Source organism: Microbulbifer flavimaris, assembly GCF_001641755.2.
In the GTDB taxonomy this organism is placed as follows: domain Bacteria; phylum Pseudomonadota; class Gammaproteobacteria; order Pseudomonadales; family Cellvibrionaceae; genus Microbulbifer; species Microbulbifer flavimaris.
Map to the genome: position 1 here is coordinate 230,785 of NZ_LRFG02000003.1, position 24,791 is coordinate 255,575.

At 59.2% G+C, this 24,791-nt stretch carries 26 protein-coding genes; 5 read left to right on the plus strand and 21 right to left on the minus strand.

Annotated features, from left to right (window positions below):
* Positions 1-50 precede the first annotated feature (50 nt).
* A complete protein-coding gene (locus AWR36_RS10150) occupies positions 51-1,631 on the plus strand; it encodes a tetratricopeptide repeat-containing sulfotransferase family protein (protein ID WP_067084407.1) in 1,581 nt (526 codons plus the stop codon).
* A gap of 146 nt (positions 1,632-1,777) precedes the next feature.
* Positions 1,778-2,374: a DUF3833 domain-containing protein gene (locus AWR36_RS10155; protein WP_067084410.1), complete on the plus strand. Its 597-nt coding sequence runs from the start codon at positions 1,778-1,780 to the stop codon at positions 2,372-2,374.
* Between the two features lie 51 nt (positions 2,375-2,425).
* Here the strand turns inward: AWR36_RS10155 and AWR36_RS10160 are convergent, their stop codons facing one another.
* The 20 genes from AWR36_RS10160 to proC form a co-directional block, all read right to left on the minus strand.
* Entirely contained in the window at positions 2,426-2,755 is a 330-nt protein-coding gene (locus AWR36_RS10160; protein WP_067084412.1) for a hypothetical protein, read from the minus strand.
* A gap of 133 nt (positions 2,756-2,888) precedes the next feature.
* Entirely contained in the window at positions 2,889-3,389 is a 501-nt protein-coding gene (locus AWR36_RS10165) for an arsinothricin resistance N-acetyltransferase ArsN1 family B (protein WP_067084414.1), read from the minus strand.
* 729 nt (positions 3,390-4,118) lie between these two features.
* Positions 4,119-4,673 (minus strand): hypothetical protein, encoded by a 555-nt coding sequence (locus tag AWR36_RS10170; RefSeq protein ID WP_082679530.1) that lies wholly within the window; start codon positions 4,671-4,673, stop codon positions 4,119-4,121.
* Between the two features lie 125 nt (positions 4,674-4,798).
* Positions 4,799-5,143, minus strand: a complete 345-nt coding sequence (locus AWR36_RS10175) for a hypothetical protein (RefSeq protein WP_067084416.1) — start codon at positions 5,141-5,143, stop codon at positions 4,799-4,801.
* Positions 5,144-5,266: 123 nt separating this feature from the next.
* Positions 5,267-5,551 carry a cupin domain-containing protein gene (locus AWR36_RS16125; RefSeq protein WP_141398514.1) on the minus strand — a complete coding sequence of 95 codons (285 nt, stop codon included), beginning with the start codon at positions 5,549-5,551 and terminating at the stop codon, positions 5,267-5,269.
* A 132-nt stretch (positions 5,552-5,683) separates the two neighbouring features.
* Positions 5,684-6,088: a hypothetical protein gene (locus AWR36_RS16130; protein ID WP_141398515.1), complete on the minus strand. Its 405-nt coding sequence runs from the start codon at positions 6,086-6,088 to the stop codon at positions 5,684-5,686.
* A 116-nt stretch (positions 6,089-6,204) separates the two neighbouring features.
* Positions 6,205-6,567: a hypothetical protein gene (locus AWR36_RS10180; RefSeq protein ID WP_067084418.1), complete on the minus strand. Its 363-nt coding sequence runs from the start codon at positions 6,565-6,567 to the stop codon at positions 6,205-6,207.
* Between the two features lie 113 nt (positions 6,568-6,680).
* Entirely contained in the window at positions 6,681-7,082 is a 402-nt protein-coding gene (locus tag AWR36_RS10185) for a hypothetical protein (protein ID WP_067084420.1), read from the minus strand.
* A gap of 40 nt (positions 7,083-7,122) precedes the next feature.
* Positions 7,123-8,586, minus strand: coding sequence for a 4-hydroxy-3-polyprenylbenzoate decarboxylase (gene ubiD, locus AWR36_RS10190; RefSeq protein WP_067084423.1), 1,464 nt, complete (start codon positions 8,584-8,586; stop codon positions 7,123-7,125).
* Positions 8,587-8,742: 156 nt separating this feature from the next.
* Positions 8,743-9,012, minus strand: a complete 270-nt coding sequence (locus AWR36_RS10195; RefSeq protein WP_067084425.1) for an RNA recognition motif domain-containing protein — start codon at positions 9,010-9,012, stop codon at positions 8,743-8,745.
* A 284-nt stretch (positions 9,013-9,296) separates the two neighbouring features.
* Positions 9,297-10,556 carry a transcription termination factor Rho gene (rho, locus tag AWR36_RS10200; RefSeq protein ID WP_067084426.1) on the minus strand — a complete coding sequence of 420 codons (1,260 nt, stop codon included), beginning with the start codon at positions 10,554-10,556 and terminating at the stop codon, positions 9,297-9,299.
* 379 nt (positions 10,557-10,935) lie between these two features.
* On the minus strand, positions 10,936-11,265 hold the full coding sequence (trxA, locus tag AWR36_RS10205; protein ID WP_067084429.1) for a thioredoxin TrxA: 330 nt from the start codon (positions 11,263-11,265) through the stop codon (positions 10,936-10,938).
* Positions 11,266-11,415: 150 nt separating this feature from the next.
* Positions 11,416-12,594: a radical SAM family heme chaperone HemW gene (gene hemW, locus AWR36_RS10210; protein WP_067084431.1), complete on the minus strand. Its 1,179-nt coding sequence runs from the start codon at positions 12,592-12,594 to the stop codon at positions 11,416-11,418.
* Entirely contained in the window at positions 12,587-13,204 is a 618-nt protein-coding gene (rdgB, locus tag AWR36_RS10215) for an RdgB/HAM1 family non-canonical purine NTP pyrophosphatase (protein ID WP_067084989.1), read from the minus strand. Before rdgB ends, hemW begins: the two co-directional genes overlap by 8 nt.
* Before the next feature lie 94 nt (positions 13,205-13,298).
* Positions 13,299-13,751, minus strand: coding sequence for a DUF4426 domain-containing protein (locus AWR36_RS10220; protein ID WP_067084433.1), 453 nt, complete (start codon positions 13,749-13,751; stop codon positions 13,299-13,301).
* Positions 13,752-13,856: 105 nt separating this feature from the next.
* Positions 13,857-14,447, minus strand: a complete 591-nt coding sequence (gene metW / locus AWR36_RS10225) for a methionine biosynthesis protein MetW (RefSeq protein ID WP_067084991.1) — start codon at positions 14,445-14,447, stop codon at positions 13,857-13,859.
* Positions 14,447-15,649, minus strand: a complete 1,203-nt coding sequence (gene metX, locus AWR36_RS10230; RefSeq protein ID WP_082679563.1) for a homoserine O-succinyltransferase MetX — start codon at positions 15,647-15,649, stop codon at positions 14,447-14,449. The genes metW and metX overlap by 1 nt, the downstream gene beginning before the upstream one ends.
* Positions 15,650-15,787: 138 nt before the next feature.
* Positions 15,788-17,755, minus strand: a complete 1,968-nt coding sequence (locus AWR36_RS10235; protein WP_067084435.1) for a dynamin family protein — start codon at positions 17,753-17,755, stop codon at positions 15,788-15,790.
* A gap of 119 nt (positions 17,756-17,874) precedes the next feature.
* Positions 17,875-18,483 (minus strand): YggT family protein, encoded by a 609-nt coding sequence (locus AWR36_RS10240; protein ID WP_067084437.1) that lies wholly within the window; start codon positions 18,481-18,483, stop codon positions 17,875-17,877.
* 85 nt (positions 18,484-18,568) lie between these two features.
* Complete coding sequence (proC, locus tag AWR36_RS10245; protein ID WP_369814736.1) at positions 18,569-19,405, minus strand: pyrroline-5-carboxylate reductase; 837 nt, start codon at positions 19,403-19,405, stop codon at positions 18,569-18,571.
* A gap of 177 nt (positions 19,406-19,582) precedes the next feature.
* Between proC and AWR36_RS10250 the strand changes: the two genes are divergently transcribed.
* The gene (locus tag AWR36_RS10250; RefSeq protein WP_067084441.1) at positions 19,583-21,628 is read left to right on the plus strand and encodes a S9 family peptidase; all 2,046 of its coding nucleotides are present in this window, start codon (positions 19,583-19,585) and stop codon (positions 21,626-21,628) included.
* 57 nt (positions 21,629-21,685) lie between these two features.
* Here AWR36_RS10250 and AWR36_RS10255 read toward each other — a convergent pair whose 3' ends face one another.
* Positions 21,686-22,381, minus strand: a complete 696-nt coding sequence (locus AWR36_RS10255) for a YggS family pyridoxal phosphate-dependent enzyme (protein WP_067084443.1) — start codon at positions 22,379-22,381, stop codon at positions 21,686-21,688.
* Positions 22,382-22,482: 101 nt separating this feature from the next.
* On the opposite strand from AWR36_RS10255, the gene AWR36_RS10260 reads away from it, so the two are divergent.
* The gene (locus tag AWR36_RS10260; protein ID WP_067084444.1) at positions 22,483-23,517 is read left to right on the plus strand and encodes a type IV pilus twitching motility protein PilT; all 1,035 of its coding nucleotides are present in this window, start codon (positions 22,483-22,485) and stop codon (positions 23,515-23,517) included.
* A 110-nt stretch (positions 23,518-23,627) separates the two neighbouring features.
* Entirely contained in the window at positions 23,628-24,776 is a 1,149-nt protein-coding gene (locus tag AWR36_RS10265; RefSeq protein ID WP_067084445.1) for a PilT/PilU family type 4a pilus ATPase, read from the plus strand.
* Positions 24,777-24,791 lie beyond the last annotated feature (15 nt).

The following is a 24,791-nucleotide window of genomic DNA, read 5'->3' on the forward strand; positions in this document are numbered from 1 at the left end:
CCATTACCGGTGCCGCACCCGAACGAACGGTGCCTTTGCAGAGGTAGTCCATGGTCCAGCCAGATATCGACGATACACTACGACAAGTGCGCGAGGCTGTGAGTGGTAAGGACTGGCGAACCGCCACCGCGCTCTGTATCGACATTCTCAAGCGTGACCCGCGACAGGCCGATGCCCATCTGGTCCTCGGGCTCGCGTCCGCAGAAGCGGGCAAGATCGACATGGCACTGCGCGCCTTTGATACCGTGCTGAAAATCGACCCCGCGCGCTTCGATGCCCGGGTACAGAAAGCCCGCTGCCTGGTCCAGGCCGGGCGCCACGCGGAGGCCGAGCGGGAAGCGGATCGCTGTATTCAGCCTGCGCAAGAAAACGCCAAACTCCTGGATTTGCTGGCGACGGTTTATAGCCATATCGGCAAGCAGGAAAAAGCCGCACCGCTAATCAGCCGTGCCACCACCCTGGCGCCGGATGACATCGCCATCCTTTCGAACGCTGCAGCCATTCAACTTTTTGTCGACCAAAAACAGGAGGCGATCGGCAACCTGCAGAGAGTGCTCGAGCACCGGCCGGATCACGGACGCAGTCACTGGCAGCTGGCCAAGGCGCGCCGGGCTGAGGGCCGCGAACACTGCGCCGTGATGGAATCACTGCTCGAAGCAGGGAACGACGATGTCGGACGCGCAATCTACCTGCACTACGCCCTGGCCAAAGAATACGAAGATCTCGAATGCTGGGAGGATGCGTGGGCTCACTATGCTGAGGGCGCAACCCTGCAGCGACAGCGCATTCAATATGACTTCCGTGATGACCGCGCCCTGTTCGATACGCTCCGCCAGCGGTTCGACCAGCGCTGGTTCAGCGACACGGCCGAAGCCGAAAATACAACAGGCGCTCAGCCCGTTTTCATACTCGGTCTGCCCAGGTCGGGTAGCACCCTGGTGGAACGTATTGTTGCAAGCCACAGCCGCGTCGAGTCACTCGGGGAACTGGCGCAGTGGCCTCTGGCGGTAAAACGCCTGAGCAATATCCGTCAGCCGGGCCTGTTCCGGGCCGACATCGCCGCCCAGGCGGCGACGATGGATTTACAGCGGGCAGCGGACCTCTATCTACAGGATACTGTCTACCTGAGGGGCGCCACGCCACTCTTCACCGATAAACTGCCGAGCAATTTCCTCTACCTGCCGCTACTGGCCAAAGCCTTTCCACAGGCACGACTGGTTCATGTCTATCGCAATCCGATGGACAGCTGTTTTGCCATGTACAAGCAGCTGTTTGCCGATGCCTACCCTTTTTCCTACACACTGGAAGAACTGGCGGACTACTACATCGGTTATCACGGCTTAATGGCGCACTGGCGCAACTTGCTCGGTAAGCGGCTAATCGAGGTCAATTACGACCAGCTGGTTCAGGGCCAGGAAGCGCAGACCCGGGCATTACTGGACAGGCTGGAACTGCCGTTCGAGGCCGCCTGCCTCGAATTCCATCGCAGTTCAGGCGCTGCGGCTACCGCCAGTGCAACGCAGGTACGCCAACCCATGCACCGGCGCTCTGTGGGCCGCTGGCGGCAGTTCGCCTCCCACCTGCAACCGTTGCGGCAGCGGCTTGAGGCGGCGGGCTTCCCGGTCGAGTGAACCTGCGCCATTTCCCGGCCATGGCCGGCTGATGGCGGGTTGATGAGTTAGGCTAGCGGTGTACACAGCGTGCCCCGCTCCCATCTGATCCACATCTGGCGGGGTTGCGTATGCTCAACTGCCACTGTGCCCGGGACCCAATTGTCATGCAGCCTTCTCACCTGATCGCCAGCAAACCCATCCTTACCCTGTTGTGCGCGCTTACTCTTGTCGCCTGCAGCTCCGCCGGCATCGAGCATTATCAGGACAAGCAGCCGCAGATGGTGCCGGAAGAATTCTTCCTCGGCCCATTGACTGCCCACGGCGTGCTGAAAGATCGCACAGGTACGGTCACACGGCGCTTCAATGCAGACCTGCAGGGCAGCTGGGATGATGGCGTCGGCCTGCTCGCCGAGCGCTTTGTATTTGATGATGGAGAAATCCAGTTCCGCAACTGGCAACTGATCCCCACCACAAGCGATACACCCGGCGTGCGTACCTACATCGGCCGTGCCGAGGATGTGGTGGGGGATGCTGAGGTGCAGGTCAGCGGTAATGCCATGTTTATCCGCTATGTGCTGGAAGTCCCCTACAAGGGGGACACGATCGAGGTGAATGTGGATGACCGCATGTACCTGGTATCCGACCGGGTACTGATCAATGAGTCCAGGCTGACAAAGTTTGGCATCCCGGTCGGTGAAATCGTGCTGACCATCATCCGCGGACCAGGCCCACTGGGCGCCAGCGTCTCAGAGGCCAAGTGAAACCTTCTTGCTTTGCGGGCGCCCGGGACCCGGTGACCCGCACCGATGCAGCTAAATAGCAGCCAATGCCGAACCCAGTAGCAGGAATGCACCAACCGTGATCAGCCCCTGCACCAGGGCAATCAAAATGCCCTTCAGGAAGCCGGTGCCCAGCACCAGCATGTAAGCCACCGCGGCCAAAGGAATGCTGAGTAAAAAACCCAGCTCTTCCGATACACCTGGAATCATGCTGCCAACAACCCGCTGGATGATCACTGCCAGCAGTAAGGCAAACAGGCAGTAGAATGCCCCCGTGTTGCGTGCCCCCATCATGGCCGCGGCCATCTTTAGCGGAAGCACCAGCACCGCAACCACGATAATCAGCAGGATGATGAATTCCATACAGCCGTCCTTATGTTGATGTCTCTTTATTTCTGGCAAGCCAAACTGGTCGCGCCGCCCCGCTAATAGCCGCTATCTGGAGCGAATCCTTCCCAACCGGTTAGTTTGAGATCAAAGATTCCAAGGGGTTAGGTTAGCGGTCCTCCGTATTCAGAAGGCGCTGCCAGTAGCCCACATCGATCCAGGCACCAAACTTATGGCCAACCTCCTTGAAGTGCGCCACCTTCTCCATGCCCAGCTTTTCATGTAATGCCACACTGGCTGCATTGGGCAGGGTAATACCACAAATGACCGCATGGATGCCGAGACTCTCAAGTTCTTTTAGAAGCTGCCCATAGAGCCTTGTTCCCCAGCCTCTAGAGAGCAGGGATGCATCCAGATAAATCGAAGCCTCCACCGAATAGCGATAGGCCGCTCGCCCCTTCCATTTAGTCGCATAACAATAACCAATTACCTCACCAGCATCCTCAGCCACCAACCAGGGCAGGTTATCCCTTTGGCAGCCTACGATTCGGGACGCCATATCCTCCACGGCTAATGGCTGAGTCTCGAATGTTGCCGCAGTTTTTTCTACATAATGATTGTAGATTTTCACAACGCTGGCGGCATCGCTTCTCCGTGCTGATCGAATCATTTGACCATTACTGCGAGCCTACCTAACGAGGGTAAGTCTTACGCATAGCGCCCGCAACAGGGGCGACCAATGCTATGCACATTTTGTGCGATACTGGGAGCGCAGCGACCCGCACAAGATGTGCATAGCGTTGGGCGTCCCGCGGAGGCCCGAAGGCCGGAACATTCTGCTTGCATTTGTTATGTGTGTTCTTTGCATGCTGCAATTAGGTCGCTGTATCCATCGATCTTTTTGTAAATTACGTATTCTTTTTTGTCTTGGGTAGAAATTACGCTGCCTGAAGAAAAAAACGTCTGATGCCACTCGTAGGGCTGAAGGTCTTGTGTGGGAAATTCTTTGATTGACTCGATCGAACCCCACGGAACAAATACACGCTCTTGGCGTGTATGAAAATATAAGCCTGAGTCTGAAGATGATATGGGCCAATAGGGTGCTCGGAATTCTGTGAAGAAGTACTGAACTACTACCAATGCAAGAATTAGCGCATACCCTTCAGGGTGTTCCGATTTGACCCAAGTCACATCCATTACGGCTAAAACTGAAAACAGAATAACCGAAGCCCATAAAGTGTATACCTTCGCCCACCACGGATATTGAAAGTTTTTCATCGTGCCTTACACATAACGCCGCGCACAGGGGCGGTTTGCTTTGTGTAATTTATGTGCGACAGTGGAGCGAAGCGACCGCACATAAAGTGCACAAAGTAAGCCGTCCCGTTGCTGCGCATTGTTAAGCATTTTCGCTCTCGGCATGCTGAAGAGATTCTGGTTCTTTATATCTTTGGAGCAGTTCTGGCTGGGATTGAGCTAATTCAATGAAGAACTCTCCCATTTTTCCCGTAATCCATCTTAAAAAGGTTTCAAGCTCTCGCAACTCGCTGTAACTCAGGTGTAGCCCTTCATTAAATTGAAAATGAGGGATAAAGAATTCTCCATCAATTACAGGATAGGTTGTAACCCTGTAATGCATCTCTTCCTCGGCGGAGTGCGCAATAATTTTTCGCCTAAGATCTAAAATCTTATCTCTTAATGCGCAATCACTTTTAGACAGCTTTATACCAAGAGCGCGCAGGCCAAGTGTTGTTCCCCTCCTGGCAATTTCAAACGGACGTGCAAATGAAATAATAGCTGTAGATTCATAGCATCGAAATCGCCGCAACTCGACCTTATTATATTTTTCTTCGAAATCACAATCTTCTAAGAGAAATGTCAGAGCAGATAGAGCTTGCTGAAAATCCCATTGCGAATAGATGGCTCTAGTTAGTTGCTGATCTGTAATGTTCATAATGCTTAACGCCCACGGCAGGGGCGGATTACCTTATGCGCGTTTTGCGCAAAAATGGGAGCGAAGCGACCGCGCAAAACGTGCATAAGGTAAGCCGTCCCGCGGAGGCCCGAAGGGCCGGAGCTTCACTGCCCGTGATTGTTATGTGCTTTCCTTAAGCGATAAACTGCAAATTGAGCCACTTTACCCACAACCAAGCCTATTGATGCTGGGACCAACATCTGCATTACAAATAAAATTGGGGCCATGATAATTGCTTCTGAGGAACTATCTATAGCTGCGCCAATAGGAACTGCAATTAGCACGAATCCTACGACCAGCCCGCACCAATACAATGGCAATAGACCTTTTTTTCTATAGGCCAGAATCGCCACAGCGAAAAATTCAACAGCTACGGTTACGACTGGGCTTAAGTAATTCAAAAATAGTGCTGGCCCGCCTACCACTATCCCAACGAAGAGCTCAATCATCGTATTTGCACATAACGCCGCAATCAGCCGCATTTAAAGCGGAGCGGCTTTTGTGTATAAAATGTGAGCACAGCGAACATACACAAAAGGTGCATAGCTTTAAATGTCGGCTGCATTGCCTTGTTAAATAGCTCCACACTCAATGTGTGAAACGAACTCTAACTCAACCTCTCCTTCTCTATAAGGTCCATCGCCATCGGAGTCCATTTGAGGCTCATCAAATTTTATCCATACAAATGTTACCGGCCCATTTTTTCCTCTTACTTGGCGAGTAAATCCATCTTTACTTCCCTCTTCACCACAAGCATCTGTTACGTATTGAGGATATTTTGCTACGACACCAGTTGCACTATTCGGGAAATTCCAGTTTCCAGACATATTGATGTGGTCACCAAGATTAAATGTCATATCGAACGCTCCTTGTATGCTATTTAACGCCGTGCTCAGCGGCGGCTTACTTTATGCGCGTTTTGCGCGAAAATAGGAGCGCAGCGACTGCGCAAAAGGCGCATAAAGTAAGACGTCGGCTGCAGCACTTTGTTAGTTGCTTTTTCGGAGTGCAAATATTTCATCTAGCACGGCCTCTCCTTTCTTTGTTGGAGTTAGCTCATATTGCCATTTATTGTCTCTTGAAAATGAGCTTCTCCAACTCCATGGATCATTAATGAAAAATTCCAAATCATCATTGGTTAACACCTTTACAGATTCAACCGAGTATGGCTCATTTGAGCTGCAAGCAATTTCGCATAGTGAAACCAGCCCCTTAGACACCAGTGAATTTACGATGCCAATTGCCACCTCATATTTCTCCATGAGCCTTTTCTCAGGGGCATCAGAATGAATCTCAGATATTAACTCGGGTAGAGTTTTACTAAAATCGGTCAACTCAACTAATAGCCATTTCTCATTGTCTGACAAGTTGATGGCTAAATTCTCCTTGGGCAACTAACGCCCAGCGCAGGCGCAGCCAGCGCGGAGCGCTTTTTGTGTTAATGTTTGAGCGCAGCGAGTAACACAAAAGGTGCGTAGCGTTGGCTGTCGCTCTGCCGCTGATTGTTATGCTAGCGGACCTCGAAAATGTATAGTTTCTTGGGTTTGCCTTCAATTGGGACCCAAACCTCTTTGATGCCTTTAAAGTCCAAGACCAGATCGGCTTCCTCCAAGATGCTTTGGCCTTGGACGAGACCATCCCAGTACACCCCGCCACAAGTCCAGTAAACTGGAGCCTCTTTTTCAGGGATGGTTACCATTAACTCGCCACTTTCTGGCCTGGTGATACTTAGCTCATGCTCTTTGAATGCGGCGGCAGAAATGAAATTTTTCCCTTCAATAGTCATGATTTCAGGAAGTTCTATATCTCTCACTTCTTGCGACGCACAGCCACTAATAAAGATTAAAAATATTGCGAGAAATATGCGATTCATTTTATTCCTACTTGAGCATAACAGTTTATTCTTATGCGTGGTCATATCTGACCACGTCCCCATATCCAGCCAAGAGCACCCATATATGACCACAAGTGGTCCTATCTGGCCACTCACAGCTCAATGCTGGTGTCTACATCGATACAGGCGTCAATCAGCCCTTCAACAATCCGGTGATTGAGACCGAGTGTCGCAGCGGTTTCGCGGGTTGCCACCCAGGCACGGGCTTTCTGGCTCCAGCGCGCTCCGGCCTGTTTCAGCAGGCGCTGCATGGCGTTTTCTTCTGCGCCAACGGAAAGCGCAACAGGCTCTGCACGCTGGTAGGCCTGTAATGCTGAATGGGAAACGCCGGGCGCCGGTTTATCCCGCTCGTCCACGATCAGTTCGACCGTCGTGAGCACTTTGCTGCCGCACGGTGAGTTGCGGTACCGAACAGCGCATAGCCGCTTGCCAAAGCGTCGCTCGAAGCGGCGAGCGCCCTTCTGGCCGGGCCGGATGGTTTTGATCACTTGCATGGTCCCCTCCCTGGGTCAGTGAGTGAATGATGTCAGGTAGTTAGAGCCCCAGCTCACCCCAGATCTCATCGACCTTCTTCACTACATCCGGGTCCCGCTCAATGGGGCGGCCCCATTCTCGGTCGGTTTCTCCCGGCCATTTGTTGGTAGCGTCAAAGCCGATCTTGGAGCCGAGCCCGGAAACCGGCGAGGCGAAGTCCAGGTAGTCGATGGGAGTGTTTTCCACCATGGTCGTGTCCCGGGCCGGGTCCATGCGGGTGGTCATCGCCCAGATCACGTCGTTCCAGTCGCGGGTATTCACATCGTCATCGGTGACGATGACGAACTTGGTGTACATGAACTGGCGCAGGAAGGACCAGACGCCCATCATCACCCGCTTGGCGTGACCCGGATACTGCTTCCTCATGCTGACCACGGCCAGGCGGTAGGAGCAGCCCTCCGGCGGCAGGTAAAAATCGACGATCTCGGGGAACTGCTTTTTCAGGATCGGCACAAACACTTCGTTCAACGCCTCGCCGAGCACGGCGGGCTCATCCGGCGGCCGCCCGGTATAGGTGCTGTGGTAGATGGGGTCTTTGCGGTGGGTGATCTTTTCCACGGTGAACACCGGGAAGCGGTCCACCTCGTTGTAATAACCGGTGTGATCACCGTAGGGACCCTCGTCCGCCATATCGTCCGGGTGAATAAAGCCTTCGAGCACATACTCGGCGCTGGCCGGCACCTGCAAATCGCTGAGGGTAGCCTCTGCCACTTCAGTCTTGTCACCGCGCAATAGCCCGGCAAAGGCGTATTCGGACAGGGTATCGGGCACCGGCGTCACCGCACCGAGGATGGTGGCCGGGTCGGCGCCAAGGGCCACGGCTACCGGGTAGGGTTTGCCGGGGTTGCGCTGGCACCATTCGCGGAAATCCAGCGCCCCGCCGCGGTGGGACAGCCAGCGCATAATCAGGCGGTTTTTGCCAATCAGCTGCATGCGGTAGATACCCAGGTTCTGGCGCTTTTTCTCCGGCCCGCGGGTAATCACCAGCGGCCAGGTCACCAGCGGCGCGGCGTCTCCGGGCCAGCAGGTCTGGATCGGCAGTTTGTGGAGATCCACCTCGTCACCGGTCAGCTCGACTTGCTGGCACGGCGCCTTCTTGACGACTTTCGGCCCCATGTTCAGCACCTGCTTGAACACCGGCAGCTTCTCCCAGGCGTCCTTCAGGTTCTCGGGGGGCTGGGGTTCCTTGAGGAAGGCCAGCAGCTCACCGACTGCGCGCAGTTCCGACACGGATTCCCGGCCCATGCCCAGTGCGACGCGCTCCGGGGTGCCAAAGAGGTTAGCCAGAACCGGGGTGTCGAAGCCCACGGGGTTTTCGAACAGCAGTGCTGGCCCGCCGGCACGCAGTACGCGGTCGGCGATCTCGGTCATCTCGAGGTTTGGGTCGACGGGGTGCTGGATGCGCTTCAGCAGGCCGCGTTTTTCCAGCAGCTTGATAAAATCGCGCAGGTCTTTGTATTTCATTTTGCTCCTGACCGCAGAAAAGCGTTCTGCGCAGTGTAAAGGAGTCAGGACAAAATGGGGAATGGCAGCCCGGCAATGCGGGTTGCGAAAAGAAGGGGGTTTGAGGAGACCCGCAGCGGCTGCTGCGGGTCACCGAACGCTTAAGCTGGGCTCAGCTTAGAAGCGCGGACGACGCGGACGGTCTTCGCGCGGCTTGGCTTCGTTAACACGAATGTTACGGCCAGACAGCGGCTGATCATTCATTTCTTCGATCGCCTTGCGAGCTTCATCGTCGTTCGGCATTTCAACGAAACCGAAACCTTTAGAGCGGCCAGTCTCCCGGTCGGTGATAACAGTCGCGCGAGAGATTTCTCCGAAGGCAGCAAATGCTTCCTGCAGGTCGTCAGAGGTTACCGCGTAGGCCAGATTTCCAATATAGATATTCACAAAAAGTTCTCACTAGATATGTGGGCTGTCGTGCAGTCACAAATGGATAACCAGCTCCACCAGATCATCCATCTGAGATTGGCCTGAGGTGTGTCAGTCAGTTTGCGACTGGCACTGGCCAATTCGGTCGGGCGTCGTTCGTACAGTACACATCCAGCGCCACAATGTGGGACTTTATATGCCTAACGGCTCGCCTTTTCAATCAGTTTCTGGGCAAATAATCGCCGCTTTCCACCCCTTTCAGAAACAGGGCACCGGTTTGGGTGCCTTATTCTGATTGGGAATTATTTCCGTTTCATGGACAGGAAGAACTCGTCGTTGGTCTTGAAGTCCTTCAGGCGGTCGATCAGGAATTCGGTGGCCGCCAGGTCATCCATGTCGTGGAGCAGCTTGCGCAGGATCCATACCCGCTGCAGTTCGCCTTCCGGCATCAGCAGCTCCTCGCGGCGGGTGCCGGAGCGACGCACGTTGATGGCCGGGTAGACCCGCTTCTCGGCGATCTTGCGGTCCAGCTGCAGCTCCATGTTGCCGGTGCCCTTGAACTCCTCGAAGATCACTTCGTCCATCTTCGAACCGGTGTCCACCAGCGCGGTGGCGATGATCGAGAGGCTGCCGCCCTCCTCAATGTTACGGGCCGCACCGAAGAAGCGCTTCGGGCGCTCCAGCGCGTGGGCATCCACACCACCGGTCAGCACCTTGCCGGAAGACGGCACGGTGGTGTTGTAGGCGCGGGCCAGGCGGGTGATGGAGTCCAGCAGGATCACCACGTCCTTCTTGTGCTCCACCAGGCGCTTGGCCTTCTCGATCACCATCTCGGCCACCTGTACGTGACGGGCCGGCGGCTCGTCGAAGGTGGAGGCGACCACTTCGCCGCGCACGGAGCGCTGCATCTCGGTAACCTCTTCCGGGCGCTCATCGATCAGCAGCACGATCAGGTGGCATTCCGGGTTGTTGCGGGTAATGGCCTGGGCCATGTTCTGCAACATGATGGTCTTACCGGCCTTCGGCGGCGCGACGATCAGCCCCCGCTGGCCCTTACCGATGGGCGCGACCAGGTCGATGATGCGGCCGATCAGGTCTTCGGAGGAACCGTTGCCACATTCCAGCGTCAGGCGGTTGTTGGGGAAAAGCGGGGTGAGGTTTTCGAAGAGAATCTTGTTGCGGGCATTTTCAGGCTTGTCGAAGTTGATCTCGCTGACCTTCAGCAGTGCGAAGTAGCGTTCGCCCTCTTTCGGCGGGCGGATCTTGCCGGCAATGGAGTCGCCCGTACGCAGGTTGAAGCGGCGGATCTGACTCGGGGAAACGTAGATATCATCCGGGCCCGCCAGGTAGGAGGAGTCCGCGGAGCGCAAAAAACCAAAGCCGTCCTGCAGGATCTCCAGTACACCTTCGCCGTAGATGTCCTCGCCGCTTTTCGCGTGGCGCTTGAGGATATTGAAGATGATGTCCTGCTTGCGCGAGCGGGCCAGGTTCTCAAGGCCCATGCCCTTGGCGATTTCAATCAGTTCTTCGATCGGTTTGGTTTTTAATTCGGAGAGATTCATACCAATTGCTTTATTGCGGTTTATGTTTGCATTTGGCGCGGACGCGCCGGAATTTTTCGAGGAGGGGTTTGAAGTTCGAAATTGCTCAATTTTGCCCATGGACAGAGCGCCCTTTCATGCTTGTCCGGATTCGCGATAGCTCAGGGGGAACTCATAAAACTGCCTCAACTGGCCGGTCGGCCGCGCAGTTTGGCTCTGGATAAGTTCAACTCGAGGAGTTAACGCGCCGGGGATGGTCTACGACCGTGCGGAGGGGCGACTTCGTTCAGCTCGGCCAGGAATCGTACTCGACTCGTCTGAATGGTTTCAGATTATTAGCCAGTATAACGGCAGATCGCCATCCTGCAAGCGAAATTGTCCCACAGGATGGCGGGGGATTTTAGAGCTGGCTGTCGATGAATTCAGTCAGCTGGGCGCGGGACAGGGCGCCGACCTTGGTGCCTTCCACATTGCCGCCCTTGAACAGCAGCAACGTGGGGATACCGCGCACGTTGTACTTGGCCGGGGATTCCTTGTTGGAATCCACGTCGACCTTGACGATCTTCAGCTTGTCGCCGTAGTGACCGGCCAGGTCTTCCAGGACCGGAGCGATCATCTTGCAGGGGCCGCACCACTGCGCCCAGAAGTCCACCAGTACCGGGCCGTCAGCCTTGAGGACTTCGGCCTCGAACTCGGCGTCAGTCACGTTGACGATTGCGTGCTCGCTCATATTGTTTTCCTGTTCTCTAGGTTACTTGGTGCGCTCGGCCCGGTGGGCAGATCGCCACATGATAAGGACTGCCCCCTGCCTCTCGCAAGGCGCCGGCTGCCCTCTTTATGGGGGCAGCGGCCGGGCTTTCAAGGTTACGGACTCCGCCGGCTAGGGCTGCTCGAGGAACCGCTGCAGTATTTCGTCAAGATAGTCGAAGCCGAAAACCGAGGCGGCTATCCGCTGATCCAGTGGCTCCACAAGCTCCAGTTGCTGTAACGCCGGCCACTGCCTTGCGAGCGCCGCCAGCGGCAGCCCCGTGTGACGCGTAAATACGTCTGTCGGGACACCCTGGACCAGTCGCAGGGCATTCATCAGGAACTCGAGAGGCAATTCGTCGCGGGCGATGGGCTCTGCCGGCGGTGCCGACAACGGTCCGCCCTCCCCCGACGCCAGGTAGTGGCGCGGTGTGCGGGTGCGCCGGGTACGGAGGATCTGCCCCCCATCGGGCAGGGTTACCTTGCCGTGGGCCCCGGCCCCGACTCCCAAGTAGTCACCAAATGACCAGTAGTTGAGATTGTGGCGCGCCTCCCGCCCGCTCTGTGCATAGGCGGAGACCTCGTACCGCCCGTAGCCGTGGCGGGCCAGGTAATCCCGCCCGGTTCCCTGCATGGAGACGATGTGGGCGGGCCCGGGCACCACCGGCGGGGCACTGTAAAAAGCAGTATTGGGCTCAATGGTGAGCTGGTACCAGGAGATGTGCTCCGGCCCCAGGTCCACCGCCCGCTGCAGGTCTGCCAACGCCTCCTCTTCCGTCTGCTGCGGCAAGCCGTGCATCAGGTCCAGGTTGATATTGTCGAACCCTGCCCGCCTGGCCATCTCCAGGGCGCCGGCAGCTTCCGGGCCCGAATGAATGCGCCCCAGGTTTTCCAGCTGGTGCCCATCGAAGCTCTGCACACCGATAGACAGTCGGTTGACCCCGGCGGCGCGATAGCCGGCGAACTTCTGCTGCTCGAAGGTACCCGGGTTGGCCTCGAGGGTAATCTCGATTTCCGGCTCGAAGCCCACCAGTTCCTCGGCCGCCTGCAGGATTTCGGCAATGGCACCGGCGGAGAACAGGCTGGGGGTACCGCCGCCAAAGAAGATGGAGGTCAGTTTTCGCCCTTGGGCCCAGGCCTGCTGGCTGTGCAAATCACGCCGCAACTGGGCCACGTACTCCGCCTCCGGAAGAGTTTCACCGGCGGCATGGGAGTTGAAGTCACAATAGGGACATTTGCGCACGCACCAGGGGATATGCACATACAAGCTGAGCGGTGGCAGCACCAGGGATGTAGCCTGAGACTCAGCCAAGGGAGGCCCCGCTACCCATGCACTCCTGCCACAGCGCCTTGAAACGCTCCACGGCCTGGCCGCGATGGCTGATGCGGTTTTTGACCTCCCGGGGGAGCTGGGCCGATGTCATGCCCTCGGACTCGACATAGAACAACGGATCGTAACCAAAGCCGGCCTCACCGGCGGGCTGCTGCAGGATGCGGCCGCGCCACTGGGCGGTGCACACGAGCGGCACCGGGTCATCCTGGCGGCGCACAAACGCCAGCGCGCAGTGAAAACTGGCCCCCCGGCGTTCCTCCGGGATCTCCGCCAGCGCTTCCAGCAGCTTGCGATTGTTTTCCGTATCGGTGGCACCGGTGCCGGCGTAACGCGCGGAGTAAATGCCGGGCGCGCCGTGTAATGCATCCACGGCCAGTCCCGAGTCATCCGCCAGTGCCGGCAGGCCACTCAGCCGACTGGCATGGCGCGCCTTGATCAGGGCGTTCTCGATAAAACTCAGGCCGGTTTCATCCGCGTCCGGGATATCAAAATCCGACTGCGGCACCACTTCAATCTGCCAGCTGGCAAACAGCTGGGAGAACTCGCGCAATTTGCCGGCATTACCGCTGGCGAGCACAATCTTTTCCAAACTTTTCTCCCGATTCTGGGCGGCCTTCGGACCCACAAATAAAAAAACGAGCGCGGAGCGCTCGCTTTTGCCCTGACGATTCCGCTGTCCTGCGTTACAGCTTGTCCAGCTGGCGGCGGAAAGTCAGTTGCTCACTGCGGCCATTCGGCAGCTTGACGTCCACCTTGAAGGTGAGCACTTCCTCGTCCTCGAATCGCAGTGGCGCCAGGTAATAGACCGCCTCCCCTTCACGAATCTCCATAAAATCGAGCGTGCGCGACTGCTGGATCAGGTTGGTGGCCGTTCCGCCCACCTCACTGGAAAGACCGTGCTTGCCAGAATCCTTCTCCACCACCGAGACGTTGACGTAGGCGCGGTCATCGGCGCGCACCAGCTTATACTGCTGGGCGATATCGGGCTTGATAAAGCTGCTGTTGAACACCGAGTAAATCACCCGGTAATCGCCAAAATCCTCATGGCTCTTGATGATCTTGGCTTCCTGCGCCGCGGCACTGACCGCCCAGAGGAGCAAAGCGGCTGCGGCCACTACTGCCAGAATGCGTTTCACGGGGTCACCTCCTGTTGTTGTGGATATCCTCGCCTGCGGTCGTTTGGCGGCAAGGCACCATGGCTATGCCCGGCCTTGTGGCCGCTGGCGCCATCTCCCTTCAGTTTAGCGAGTGAGATGGTAGATCGCCGTCTCGCCGAACAGATTGGGCAAAAAATCCTTCAAACCCTTCCCCAACCTGGTCTCGGATACTACCTGCCGATGGAGAATAGTCCAGCGGCGCTCGCGACAGAGGAGATCGAAGTCCCTGAAAGTACAAAAGTGAATATTGGGCGTGTCGTACCATTCATGGGGTAATAAATCCGATACCGGCATCCGGCCGGAAAACGCCAGGTGCCAGCGCGCCTTCCACTGGCCGAAATTGGGAAACGTGATAATGCACTCACGCCCCACCCGCAGCATTTCCTGCACCACCAGGTGGGGTTGATGCAAGGTCTGCAGGGCCTGGGTCATGACCACGGTATCAAAGCTGTCGTCGGCAAAATTGCCCAGCCCGCGGTCCAGGTTCTGCTCCACCACATTGACGCCGCGGGCAATACAGCGCTCGATCTGCTCATGGTCGATTTCCAGCCCGTAGCCGCTTACCTGTTTATTGCGGCCCAACTGTTCGAGCAGGGTGCCGTCACCACAGCCCAGGTCGAGAACCCGGCTCTGTGGCGCGATCCAGTTCTGGATGACATCGAGATCGATCCGCATCATGGCGCCACACCCTCCGCACACTCGGCGGCGACCCGCTTCATGTAGGCATCAAACGCACGTCGATAGCGATTATTCGGCAGCAGGAAAGCATCGTGGCCCATAGAGGACTCAATTTCCGCGTAACTGACCGGCACATTGGCGTGCATCAGCGCATCGGCAATTTCCCTCGAGCGCTCGGGTGCAAAGCGCCAGTCGGAGGTAAACGAGAGCAGCATGAAACGGCAGCGGGCATGGGAGAAAGCCGCCACCGGATCGTCGCCGTATTCCCGCGCCAGATCGAAGTAATCCAGCGCACGTGTCATCAGGATATAGGTGTTGGGGTCGAAACTGCCGGAGAAACTGTCACCCTGGTAGCGCAGGTAACTTTGCACCTGGAACTCTACCTCTTCTTCCGCCCCAAGGTTGAAGGTGCCCGAGCGCAGCTCGCGACCAAATTTTTTGCCGAGACCATCATCGGATAAATAGGTGATATGACCGATCATGCGCGCCACGGCGAGCCCACGGCGGGGCAGCTTGTCCTGTTCCAGGTAGCGGCCGTGGCAGAAATCCGGGTCAGAGGTAATCGCCTGGCGTGCGGTCTCGTTAAAGGCAATGTTCTGGGCCGAGAGCTTCATCGCCGAGGCGATCACCACGCAGTGTCGCAGACGCTCCGGGTACTCCAGGGACCAGCGCATGGCCTGCATACCACCGAGGCTGCCACCGATCACTGCTGCCCACTGCCCGATACCGAGCAGGTCCGCAAGCCGTGCCTGGCTGTGCACCCAGTCGCGCACCCGCAGCCGGGGAAAATCCGGTCCCCAGGGGCGGCCGGTTTCCGGGTTTGTTGAAGCGGGGCCGGTCGATCCGTGGCAGCCGCCAAGATTGTTTAACGAAACCACAAAAAAGTGATCGGTATCGATGGGCTTGCCGGGGCCGATGTAGTTATCCCACCAGCCCGGGCGCTTGTCGCTCTCGTTGTGGTAACCAGCGGCGTGGTGATGCCCGGACAGGGCATGGCAGATCAGCACCGCATTGCTCTTGTCCGCATTCAGGGTGCCGTAGGTCTCATAGACCAGGGTGTATTCATTGAGTACGCGCCCGCAGGCCAGCGCCAGCGGTTCCCGGAAGGTATGTTCCCGGGGCACGACAATACCGACTGAGCCGGGCTCGCGGCTGGTCTTTTGCTGCTCCGCAGAAGCTGAGATTTTTTCCGTGGACAAGGTGATACCGGTTTCCGGGCCAAACGGGGTTAATCGGTGGAAGACCGGCAAGTTTACGGGAGCGCCGCAGCGGAAGACAAATTTCTCCAGCGCGGGTCAACCCGAACCGTTTTGGCAGACCGCTCCGGGTATGCGGCCTCAGCTGGCCGCAGGCGCCTTGAGCGGCGTCACGTTATCGCGCCGGGGTGCCGGCGCCATCGGCTGCGGTGCCGGGGCATTCTGCTTTAGCAGCTCCTCCAGCGACGCGAGCGCACTGTCGTTGCGCAGGATTTCCTCTTCCAGGGCGCGCAGGTCGGTGCGCTTGCTCTGGGTTTTCTGCTTCAGTTCCGTGAGCTTGATCAGATGCCGGTTGAGGAGATGCTTCTGGTACTGCACATGCTGCTTGAGCGGTTCCAGCGCCTGATCGAGCCAACCGTCAGCGGCCGAGATCAGCTGGCTGTACAGGCGCCCCACCTCGCTGGCGAGCGTCGCCATAAAGCGCTCCGTGAGTCGATTGCGCCGCGCCAACAGGAGCTGCGGTGAACGGCGCAGCTGTGCCGCCTGGCGGTGCAGGCCGCGCAAACTGATGCGGAAACCGGCAATATCGAAATGCTGGTCGCTGGAGTCGAGATTTTTCAGGGACGAGCGCTCGAAAATGGCATCCACCAGTCGGTTGGCAGAGTCCACTTCCCGCTCCATATTCGTCAGCTGGTGATCCACGCCCTCCATGAAAGCGTCGATGGCGCGGGCCAGGCCCAGCGGCGTCCAGCGTTCGTTCAGGGCGCGGCTGGTATCGTCGATCAGGCTCTGTAACTGCTGACTGGACACCGGCGCCAGCAGTGAGGCGCGCTGACGCGCCAGCATGCGGTGGCTGGATTTCAGGGTCAGCAGTTCGTGGTGACAGACTTTGTGCTGCTCGCGCACCGTCTGCTGCAGCTGGGCCAGCTCGTCCAGCTGCTCGGTGCTGGTACCGCCGTGACGCTGCAGGTGCTCGAGTGCCGCGCGCCCACTGTTGAGACGCCGCTTCAGCAGATCGCGGGTATCCGCCATCAGGGTCAATGACTGGTGCAGGGAGCGGTGTTCCGCCACTTTCTGCCGGTGCTCCAGTAGCCGCTGCACCAGCAGCTTTTCGAATTCCGCAAAATGACTCTGTTCCAGCAGCGCCGCGTCCTGCCGCTGGCGGGCCAGCAGTGCTTTCTTCGCCGAGACGCCGACCACGCTCTCCTGGGGAATTTCCAGCAGCTTGCTCACCTGCGCGCGCATGCGGCGCAGCAGCAATTCCGGATCTTCATCCGGGTCATCCCACATGGCATCGATCTTGTTCAGCAGCGCCATGACCGCGGTGCCGCGGTGCTGGCGCAGGGGCACCAGATGGGTCTCCCACATATTCAGGTCGGTGCCGCTGACGCCCGCGTCCGCCGCCAGCAGGAAGGCCACCGCCTGCGCACCGGGGAGTGTGCTGAGGGTCAATTCCGGCTCGTTGCCGAGGGCATTGAGCCCCGGCGTATCGATGATACGCAGCCCCTGTGCCAGCAGCGGGTGTGGCAGGCAGATCAGGGCGTAGCGCCAGGCCGGGATTTCCACCAGTGCGCCATTGCTGTCCAGGTGACGACGGTCGAAGCCGAGGCGAGCGGCCTCTTCCGGCGTGACCGACTTGCTCGCGGCCACTTTCAGCAGCGCCTCGCGGGTGGCATCGGCGTCGTTGGCGTCGAACTCGTGGGCGACCCACTTCTGCGGGATACGGCGGAAGCTCTCCAGGCTGGTATTGGTGGCAAGGGTCTCAATCGGCAGCAGCCGCAGGCTGGCCTGCTCACCGCCATCGCTGAAAATCTCCGTCGGGCACATGGTGGTGCGGCCCGGGCGGGACGGCAGCAAGCGCTTGCCATAGGTATGGGAGAGCAGCGCGTTGATCAGCTCGGTCTTGCCGCGGGAGAACTCGCCCACCAGGGCCAGGGTGAACTGGTCTTCCGCCAGCAGCGCGCGGGCCTGCTGCACGACCTGCCGCGCACCGGCAGAGTTGGGGAAATGCTGTGTCAGCCACTGGTTGAAGGCGGCAAACTGGGTATCCAGGCCTTTTTTCCAGCGGTCGTAATCGGCGATGTGCTGGCGCAAGAGGGCGTCTTCCATGTAATTCTGTTCTTGTTGTACTGCTTACTCGACGGAACCAGCTATTGTCGACCAACAAGCTGGAGAATAGAAGCGCCGGGTCGGCGGAAATGCGACCCGGTTTGCGGAACGGGCGCCAATCAGAACCCGGGTATCTGCCAGAACAGTCCGTAAACGAACGCGGGCATGTTTGCCATCTGGGCAAAACCCACCAGCAGCTTGTCGGCCACGGTCAGCAGGATAAAGACGAAAATCGGGCTGATGTCGATCACCCCCAGCGGCGGGATCAGGCGGCGCACCGGCGCACAGAATGGCTCCAGCAGCTGGCGCAGCAGCATCAGCGCCGGATGGCCGCTCTGGGGGGCAATCCAGCTGAAAATAATCGAAATCAGCATACCCACGAAGACAATCGCAATAATGGTGCTGATACATCCCAGCAGGGACCACAGCAGCGCACTCAGCGGATTCAGCAGGCCACCACCGGCCAGCAGACCGCAGGCCAGAATCATCACCCAGCCCACCAGGATCGCCAGCACTACCGAGGCCATATCGAGGCCGAACAGGCCCGGCACCACCTTGCGCAGCGGCAGCAGCAGCGGATTGGTCACTTTCACGATGCCTTGGGAGATCGGGTTGTAGAAGTCTGCCCGCGCCAGCTGCAGCAGGAAGCGCATCAGCACTGCAAACAGAAAGAGGATGCCAATCGTGGCGACGAGAAACACACCGATATTGGTGAAGGTGTTGGCCATCTAGATTCCCTGCGAGGTTTTGCAATTTGCTATCGACGCCCGCCCCTGCCGGCGCCAGTTATTGTTCTGGATCAAGCGCGGACGGTCAGTTGTCGAGTTCCCGCGCCATCTCTGCGGCGCGCGCGGCACAGTCGCGCATGGCCTGCTCCACCAGCTCTGGCAGCCCGCCACTCTGGAAGCGCTGAACAGCGCGCTCGGTGGTGCCGTTGGGCGACATGACGTTGCGTTTCAACTGGGCAACATCCACATCGCTGGCCACCGCCAGTTTCGCCGCGCCCAGTGCGGTTTGCAAGGTGAGGCGCTCCGCGTCCGCACGGGGCATACCCGCTTTTTCCGCGGCATCGATCATGGATTCCATAAACTGAAAGTAATAGGCCGGGCCGGACCCGGATACAGCGATAACCTGGTCGATGCCGGACTCCTGCTCGACCCAGATGGCGATACCCACCGCCTCGGCCATCTGCTCTGCGATCTGCTTTTGCGCGGCGGAGACACCGTCACCGGCAAAAAGACCGGTCACGCCAGTGCCCACCAGTGCCGGTGTATTGGGCATGGCCCGCACGATCGGCACACCGGCACCCAGCCAGCGCTGATAGGCCGCCAGGGGGATGCCCGCGGCCAGGGTAATCACCAGCGGTTTGCGATCGCTCACCAACCCGGCAAGCTGTTCGCAGAGTTCCTTCATCATCTGCGGCTTGACGGACAGCACCAGCACGTCGGCCTCGGCCACGGCGGCTTCGTTGTCCGTGGTTACCTGCACACCGTGACGCGTGGCGAAGTCCGCCAGTTTCTGCTCATTGCGACCGGTGGCGACAATACGCTCCGCCGGGTAGCCGCTGGCCACCAGGCCGCCGATCACTGCACCCGCCATATTGCCGGCACCGCCGATAAACACCATCTTCGGTTGTTCCGTCGCTGTCACTGACTTCCCCTCGCTGACTGCTGTGTAGCCTGTTGCGGCAGATTATGGCTGCCGGCCCTGTTAATTGAAAATCTGGCGGCATTTTCATCCAGTTCCTGTCCGCTCGTCGAAGCCGACTGGAATCCCGCCGCGAGGCTTTTAACATGGAGGCGACAATGACGATAACAAGGAATACCCATGAACAAGCAGAGATTGCTCGCCACTGCCCTGGTGGCCGTCGGCCTGACCTGGTCAGCGGTCTCCCCTGCCGCAGTGGAGACCCGCACCCTCAATAACGGCAACCTGGTGCTGGAGGACATCCCCCCGGTTCCCGATCAGGTGGCCGATGACCTCAACCGCTACCAGAATGTGCGCTCCGCCGCAGTGCTGGGTTGGACCGAGGAGGGAGATTCACTCTACGTCTCCACCCGTTTCGGAGAGGTCAATCAGATTCACCGGGTAGATCGCCCCGGTGGTGCCCGCCAGCAGCTGACTTTCTTCCAGGAGCCGGTGGGCCAGGTGGAACCGCGGCCGCAGGCCAGCCAGCTGGCGTTCACCATGGACGCCGGCGGCAGTGAGGATGCACAGATCTTCCTGTTTGATACCGCCAGCGGCGAAAGCCGCATGCTCAGCGATGGCGAGTCCCGCAACAGCGCCATTACCTGGAGCCCCGATGGCTCGCTGCTGGCCTACCAGAGCACGCGGCGCAACGGCCGCTCCAACGATCTCTGGATCACCCGCCTGTCCAGCGATGGCCACACCAGCACCCTGGCGCTGGAATCCCCGGATGGCAGCTGGTGGGGGCCGGTTTCGTTCAGTGCCGACAACCGTCGCCTGCTGGTGCAACAGTACATCTCCTCCACCAACTCACTGGTGCATGTACTGGATATTGAGAGTGGTGAGCTGCAGCGGGTCGCCGGCGACAGCGAGAACCAGTCTCGCAACTACGCCGCTGACTTCGACACTGACGGTAACGGTATTTTTTACGTTTCCGACCGCCGTGGCGAATTCGCGCAGCTGGTGCACCGGGATCTTGCCACTGGCGAGGAGCGTGTCATCACCGCTGACATCCCCTGGGACGTGTCCACTGTAGTGCTCAGCGAGGATCGCCGCCGTGGCGCCTTCACCGTCAACGAAAACGGCATGGACCAGCTGTACCTGATCGACCCCCGCAGCATGCGTTTCCGCAAAGTCGCGGATATGCCCATTGGTGTGGTGGGCGGACTGCAGTTCAACAGTGCCGGGGACAAACTGGCGCTGTCCATCAACACCCCCAAGACCCCCACGGATACCTTCGTCCTGAATCTGCGCCGCAACCCACTGCGCCACGCAGAACTCGAGCGCTGGACCCGCAGTGAAGTGGGCGGCCTGGATACGGAAAACTTTGTCGAACCGGAACTGGTGCAGTACCCCACCTTCGATGAGGTCAACGGCCAACCCCGCAAGATCCCCGCCTTTGTCTACCGGCCGCGCAACGCCGAGGGCCCGGTGCCGGTGATCATCTCCATCCACGGTGGGCCGGAAGCCCAGTACCGCCCCTACTTCAGCAGCACCTACCAGCTGTGGCTGGAGAAGCTGGGCGCCGCTGTCATCGCCCCCAATGTGCGCGGCTCCGCCGGCTACGGGAAAACCTACGTCGCCCTGGATAACGGCTTCAAGCGCGAGGATTCGGTGCGTGATATCGGTGCACTGCTGGACTGGATCGAGACCCAGCCGGACCTGGACGCAGACCGGGTGGCGGTATTCGGTGGCAGCTACGGTGGCTATATGGTGCTGGCCAGCGCCATGCACTACAGCGACCGGCTGCGCGCGGCGGTGGATATCGTCGGCATCTCCAATTTCGTCACTTTCCTGACCAATACCCGCGACTACCGCCGCGATCTGCGCCGGGTGGAGTACGGGGATGAGCGCGACCCCGATATGCGTGCCTTCCTCGAGCGCATCAGCCCCAGCAACAACGTGGAGAAGATTCGCGTACCGATGCTGGTGGTGCAGGGGGAGAATGACCCGCGGGTGCCCGTTACCGAGGCGGAGCAGATCGTCGCCGCCCTGCGGGAGGGAGGCAAACCGGTGTGGTACATGAACGCCCTGAACGAAGGGCACGGTTACCGCAAAAAGGAAAACCGGGATGTTTACGCCCAGGTCACCGCCCTGTTCTTCTCCGAGCACCTGCTGGAAAAACCGGTGCCCAGCTGGAAGCCGGACCAGAGCGAGGAAATGCAGTCTGCCGGACAGGCCCTCTAACCGGCACTGGATTCAGGCCGCAGCCTCTTCGGGCTGACGGCCCAGCCAGCGGTATGGCTAGTCGCGGCGCCCGAAGATGTCGGTGCCGATGCGCACCGTCGTGGCGCCGCAGGCGATGGCCGTCTCCATATCACTGGACATCCCCATGGACAGCGTGTCCAGGGGCTGGCCGGGTAGCTGCTCGCGCAGCTGCCGCAGAAGGTCCGCCAGCGCCCGAAAAGGCTGCGCCTGCGCGTCCGCGGCCTCCCGCGGTGCGGGGATGGCCATCAACCCGCGCAGGCGCAGGTTTGGCAGCTGCGCCACCGCCTCCGCCAACGCTCCCACCTCATCCGGTGCCACCCCGGACTTGCTCTCTTCCCTGTCGATATTGACCTGCAGGCACAGGTTCAGGGGCTCCATGCCTTCCGGCCGCTGGGCGGAAAGCCGCTGGGCAATTTTCAACCGGTCGACACTGTGCATCCAGTGGAAGTGCTCGGCCACCGCGCGGGTCTTGTTGGATTGCAGCGGGCCGATGAAGTGCCAGATGATGTCCAGGTCGGTGAGCTCCGCCTGCTTTTCCAGCGCCTCCTGCAGGTAGTTCTCGCCAAAATGGCGCTGGCCGGCCTCGAAGGCACAGCGCAGGTCTGCCGCGGGACGGGTCTTGGACACCGCCAGCAAGGTGACGCTTTCGGGATCGCGCCCACAGGCGGCGCAACTTGTGACAATGCGCTCGCCCACGCGATTCAGGTTTTCGGTGATGTCTTCTTTGCGCATATACTAGCCCAATAACAAAGAGGGCCGATTGTACGCAAATCCCGCCGCGACTCTAGAAACGGCCCGCCGCCGAAGGGTAATCAGAACAATAAGGTAGCAGTATGGACATCACAGAACTCCTCGCCTTCAGTGCCAAGCAGAACGCCTCGGACCTCCACCTGTCCGCGGGGCTACCACCAATGATCCGGGTGGACGGCGATGTCCGCCGCATCAACCTGCCGGCCATGGAGCACAAGCAGGTCCACTCACTGATCTACGAGATCATGAATGACAAGCAGCGCAAGGATTACGAGGAGTTCCTGGAGACCGACTTCTCCTTCGAGGTGCCCGGGGTAGCCCGTTTCCGGGTTAACGCCTTCAACCAGAACCGCGGTGCCGGCGCCGTGTTCCGGACCATTCCGTCCAAAGTACTGACCATGGACGACCTGGGCATGGGCCAGGTGTTCCGCCAGATCTGCGATACACCCCGCGGCCTGGTGCTGGTGACCGGGCCCACCGGCTCCGGTAAGTCCACCAGCCTGGCGGCGATGATCGACTACATCAACGACAACAAGTACGAGCACATCCTCACCGTCGAGGACCCGATCGAATTCGTGCACGAGTCGAAGAAGTGCCTGCTCAACCAGCGGGAAGTCCACCGGGACACCCACGGCTTCGCCGAGGCCCTGCGCTCCGCCCTGCGTGAAGACCCGGACATCATCCTCGTGGGTGAGATGCGGGACCTGGAAACCATCCGCCTGGCCCTGACCGCGGCGGAAACCGGTCACCTGGTATTCGGCACCCTGCACACCACCTCCGCCGCCAAGACCATCGACCGGGTAGTGGACGTCTTCCCGGCGGAAGAGAAAGCCATGGTGCGCTCGATGCTGTCGGAATCCCTGCAGGCGGTTGTCTCCCAGACCCTGCTGAAGCGCAACGGTGGCGGCCGCGTGGCCGCCCACGAGATCATGCGCGGCACCCCGGCGATCCGCAACCTGATCCGCGAGGACAAGGTCGCGCAGATGTATTCCGCCATCCAGACCGGTGCCAGTGTTGGCATGCAGACCATGGACCAGTGCCTGCAGGACCTGGTGGAGCGCCGGATAATTACCCGCGACGTGGCCCGGGAGAAGGCCAAGATGCCGGAGAACTTTTAATTTACACCTCGCCCTGCTCTGCCATGAACAGGGCGCGCGTCGCCGTGGCGAAAGTGGGTTACGGCCCGCTCGCATGCGACAATCGACAAAAATAAATAGCGGTGAAATCTATGGAAATCGAACGACTCTTACAGCTGGTGGTGGAAAAAGGCGCATCCGACCTGTTCATCACCGCCGGGGTCCCGCCATCGATCAAAGTCCACGGCAAGGTGATCCCGGCCAGCAGCTCGGCCCTGACTCCGGAGAAGGCCCGCGAGATGGTGGTGGGCATCATGAACGAGAAGCAGCGCCGTGAGTTCGCCGATAAGAAAGAGCTGAACTTCGCCATTGCCGTGCGCAATGTCGGCCGCTTCCGGGTTTCCGCCTTCTTCCAGCGCAACCTGGTGGGCATGGTGCTGCGTCGCATCGAGACCCGCATCCCCACCGTCGACGGCCTGGGCCTGCCGGAGATCCTCAAGGACCTGGCCATGACCAGGCGCGGCCTGATCATCTTTGTGGGCGCCACCGGTACCGGTAAGTCCACCTCGCTGGCGTCCATGATCGGCCACCGCAACGAGAACTCGAAGGGCCACATCATCTCCATCGAGGACCCGATCGAATTCGTCCACCAGCACCGCGGCTGTATTGTCACCCAGCGGGAAGTGGGCCTGGATACGGAGTCCTTCGAGGTCGCCCTGAAGAACACCCTGCGTCAGGCCCCGGATGTGATCCTGATTGGTGAGGTGCGCTCCCGCGAAACCATGGACCACGCCATTGCCTTCGCCGAGACCGGCCACCTGTGTCTCTGCACCCTGCACGCCAACAACGCCAACCAGGCCCTGGACCGGATCATTCACTTCTTCCCGGCTGACCGCCACCAGCAGCTGTGGATGGACCTGTCCCTGAACCTGAAGGCCATGGTGGCCCAGCAGCTGGTACCGACGCCGGATGGCGACGGCCGCCGGGCCTGTCTCGAGATCATGATCAACACCCCGCTGATGGCCGACCTGATCCGCAAGGGTGAGGTGCACAAAATGAAGGAGTTGATGAAGCGCTCCAACGAGCAGGGTATGCAGACCTTCGACCAGGCGCTGTACGAGCTCTACGACCGCGGCGAGATCACCTACGAGGATGCCCTCTCCCACGCGGACTCCGCCAACGACCTGCGCCTGATGATCAAGCTCAAGTCCGAATCCGATGCCGAGTACCTCAACAATGCGGCAGACGAGCTGAGCCTGGAGGGCGACAGCGAAGAGTACGGCGGACCGAAACTTTACTGACAGGCCGGGCCGGCA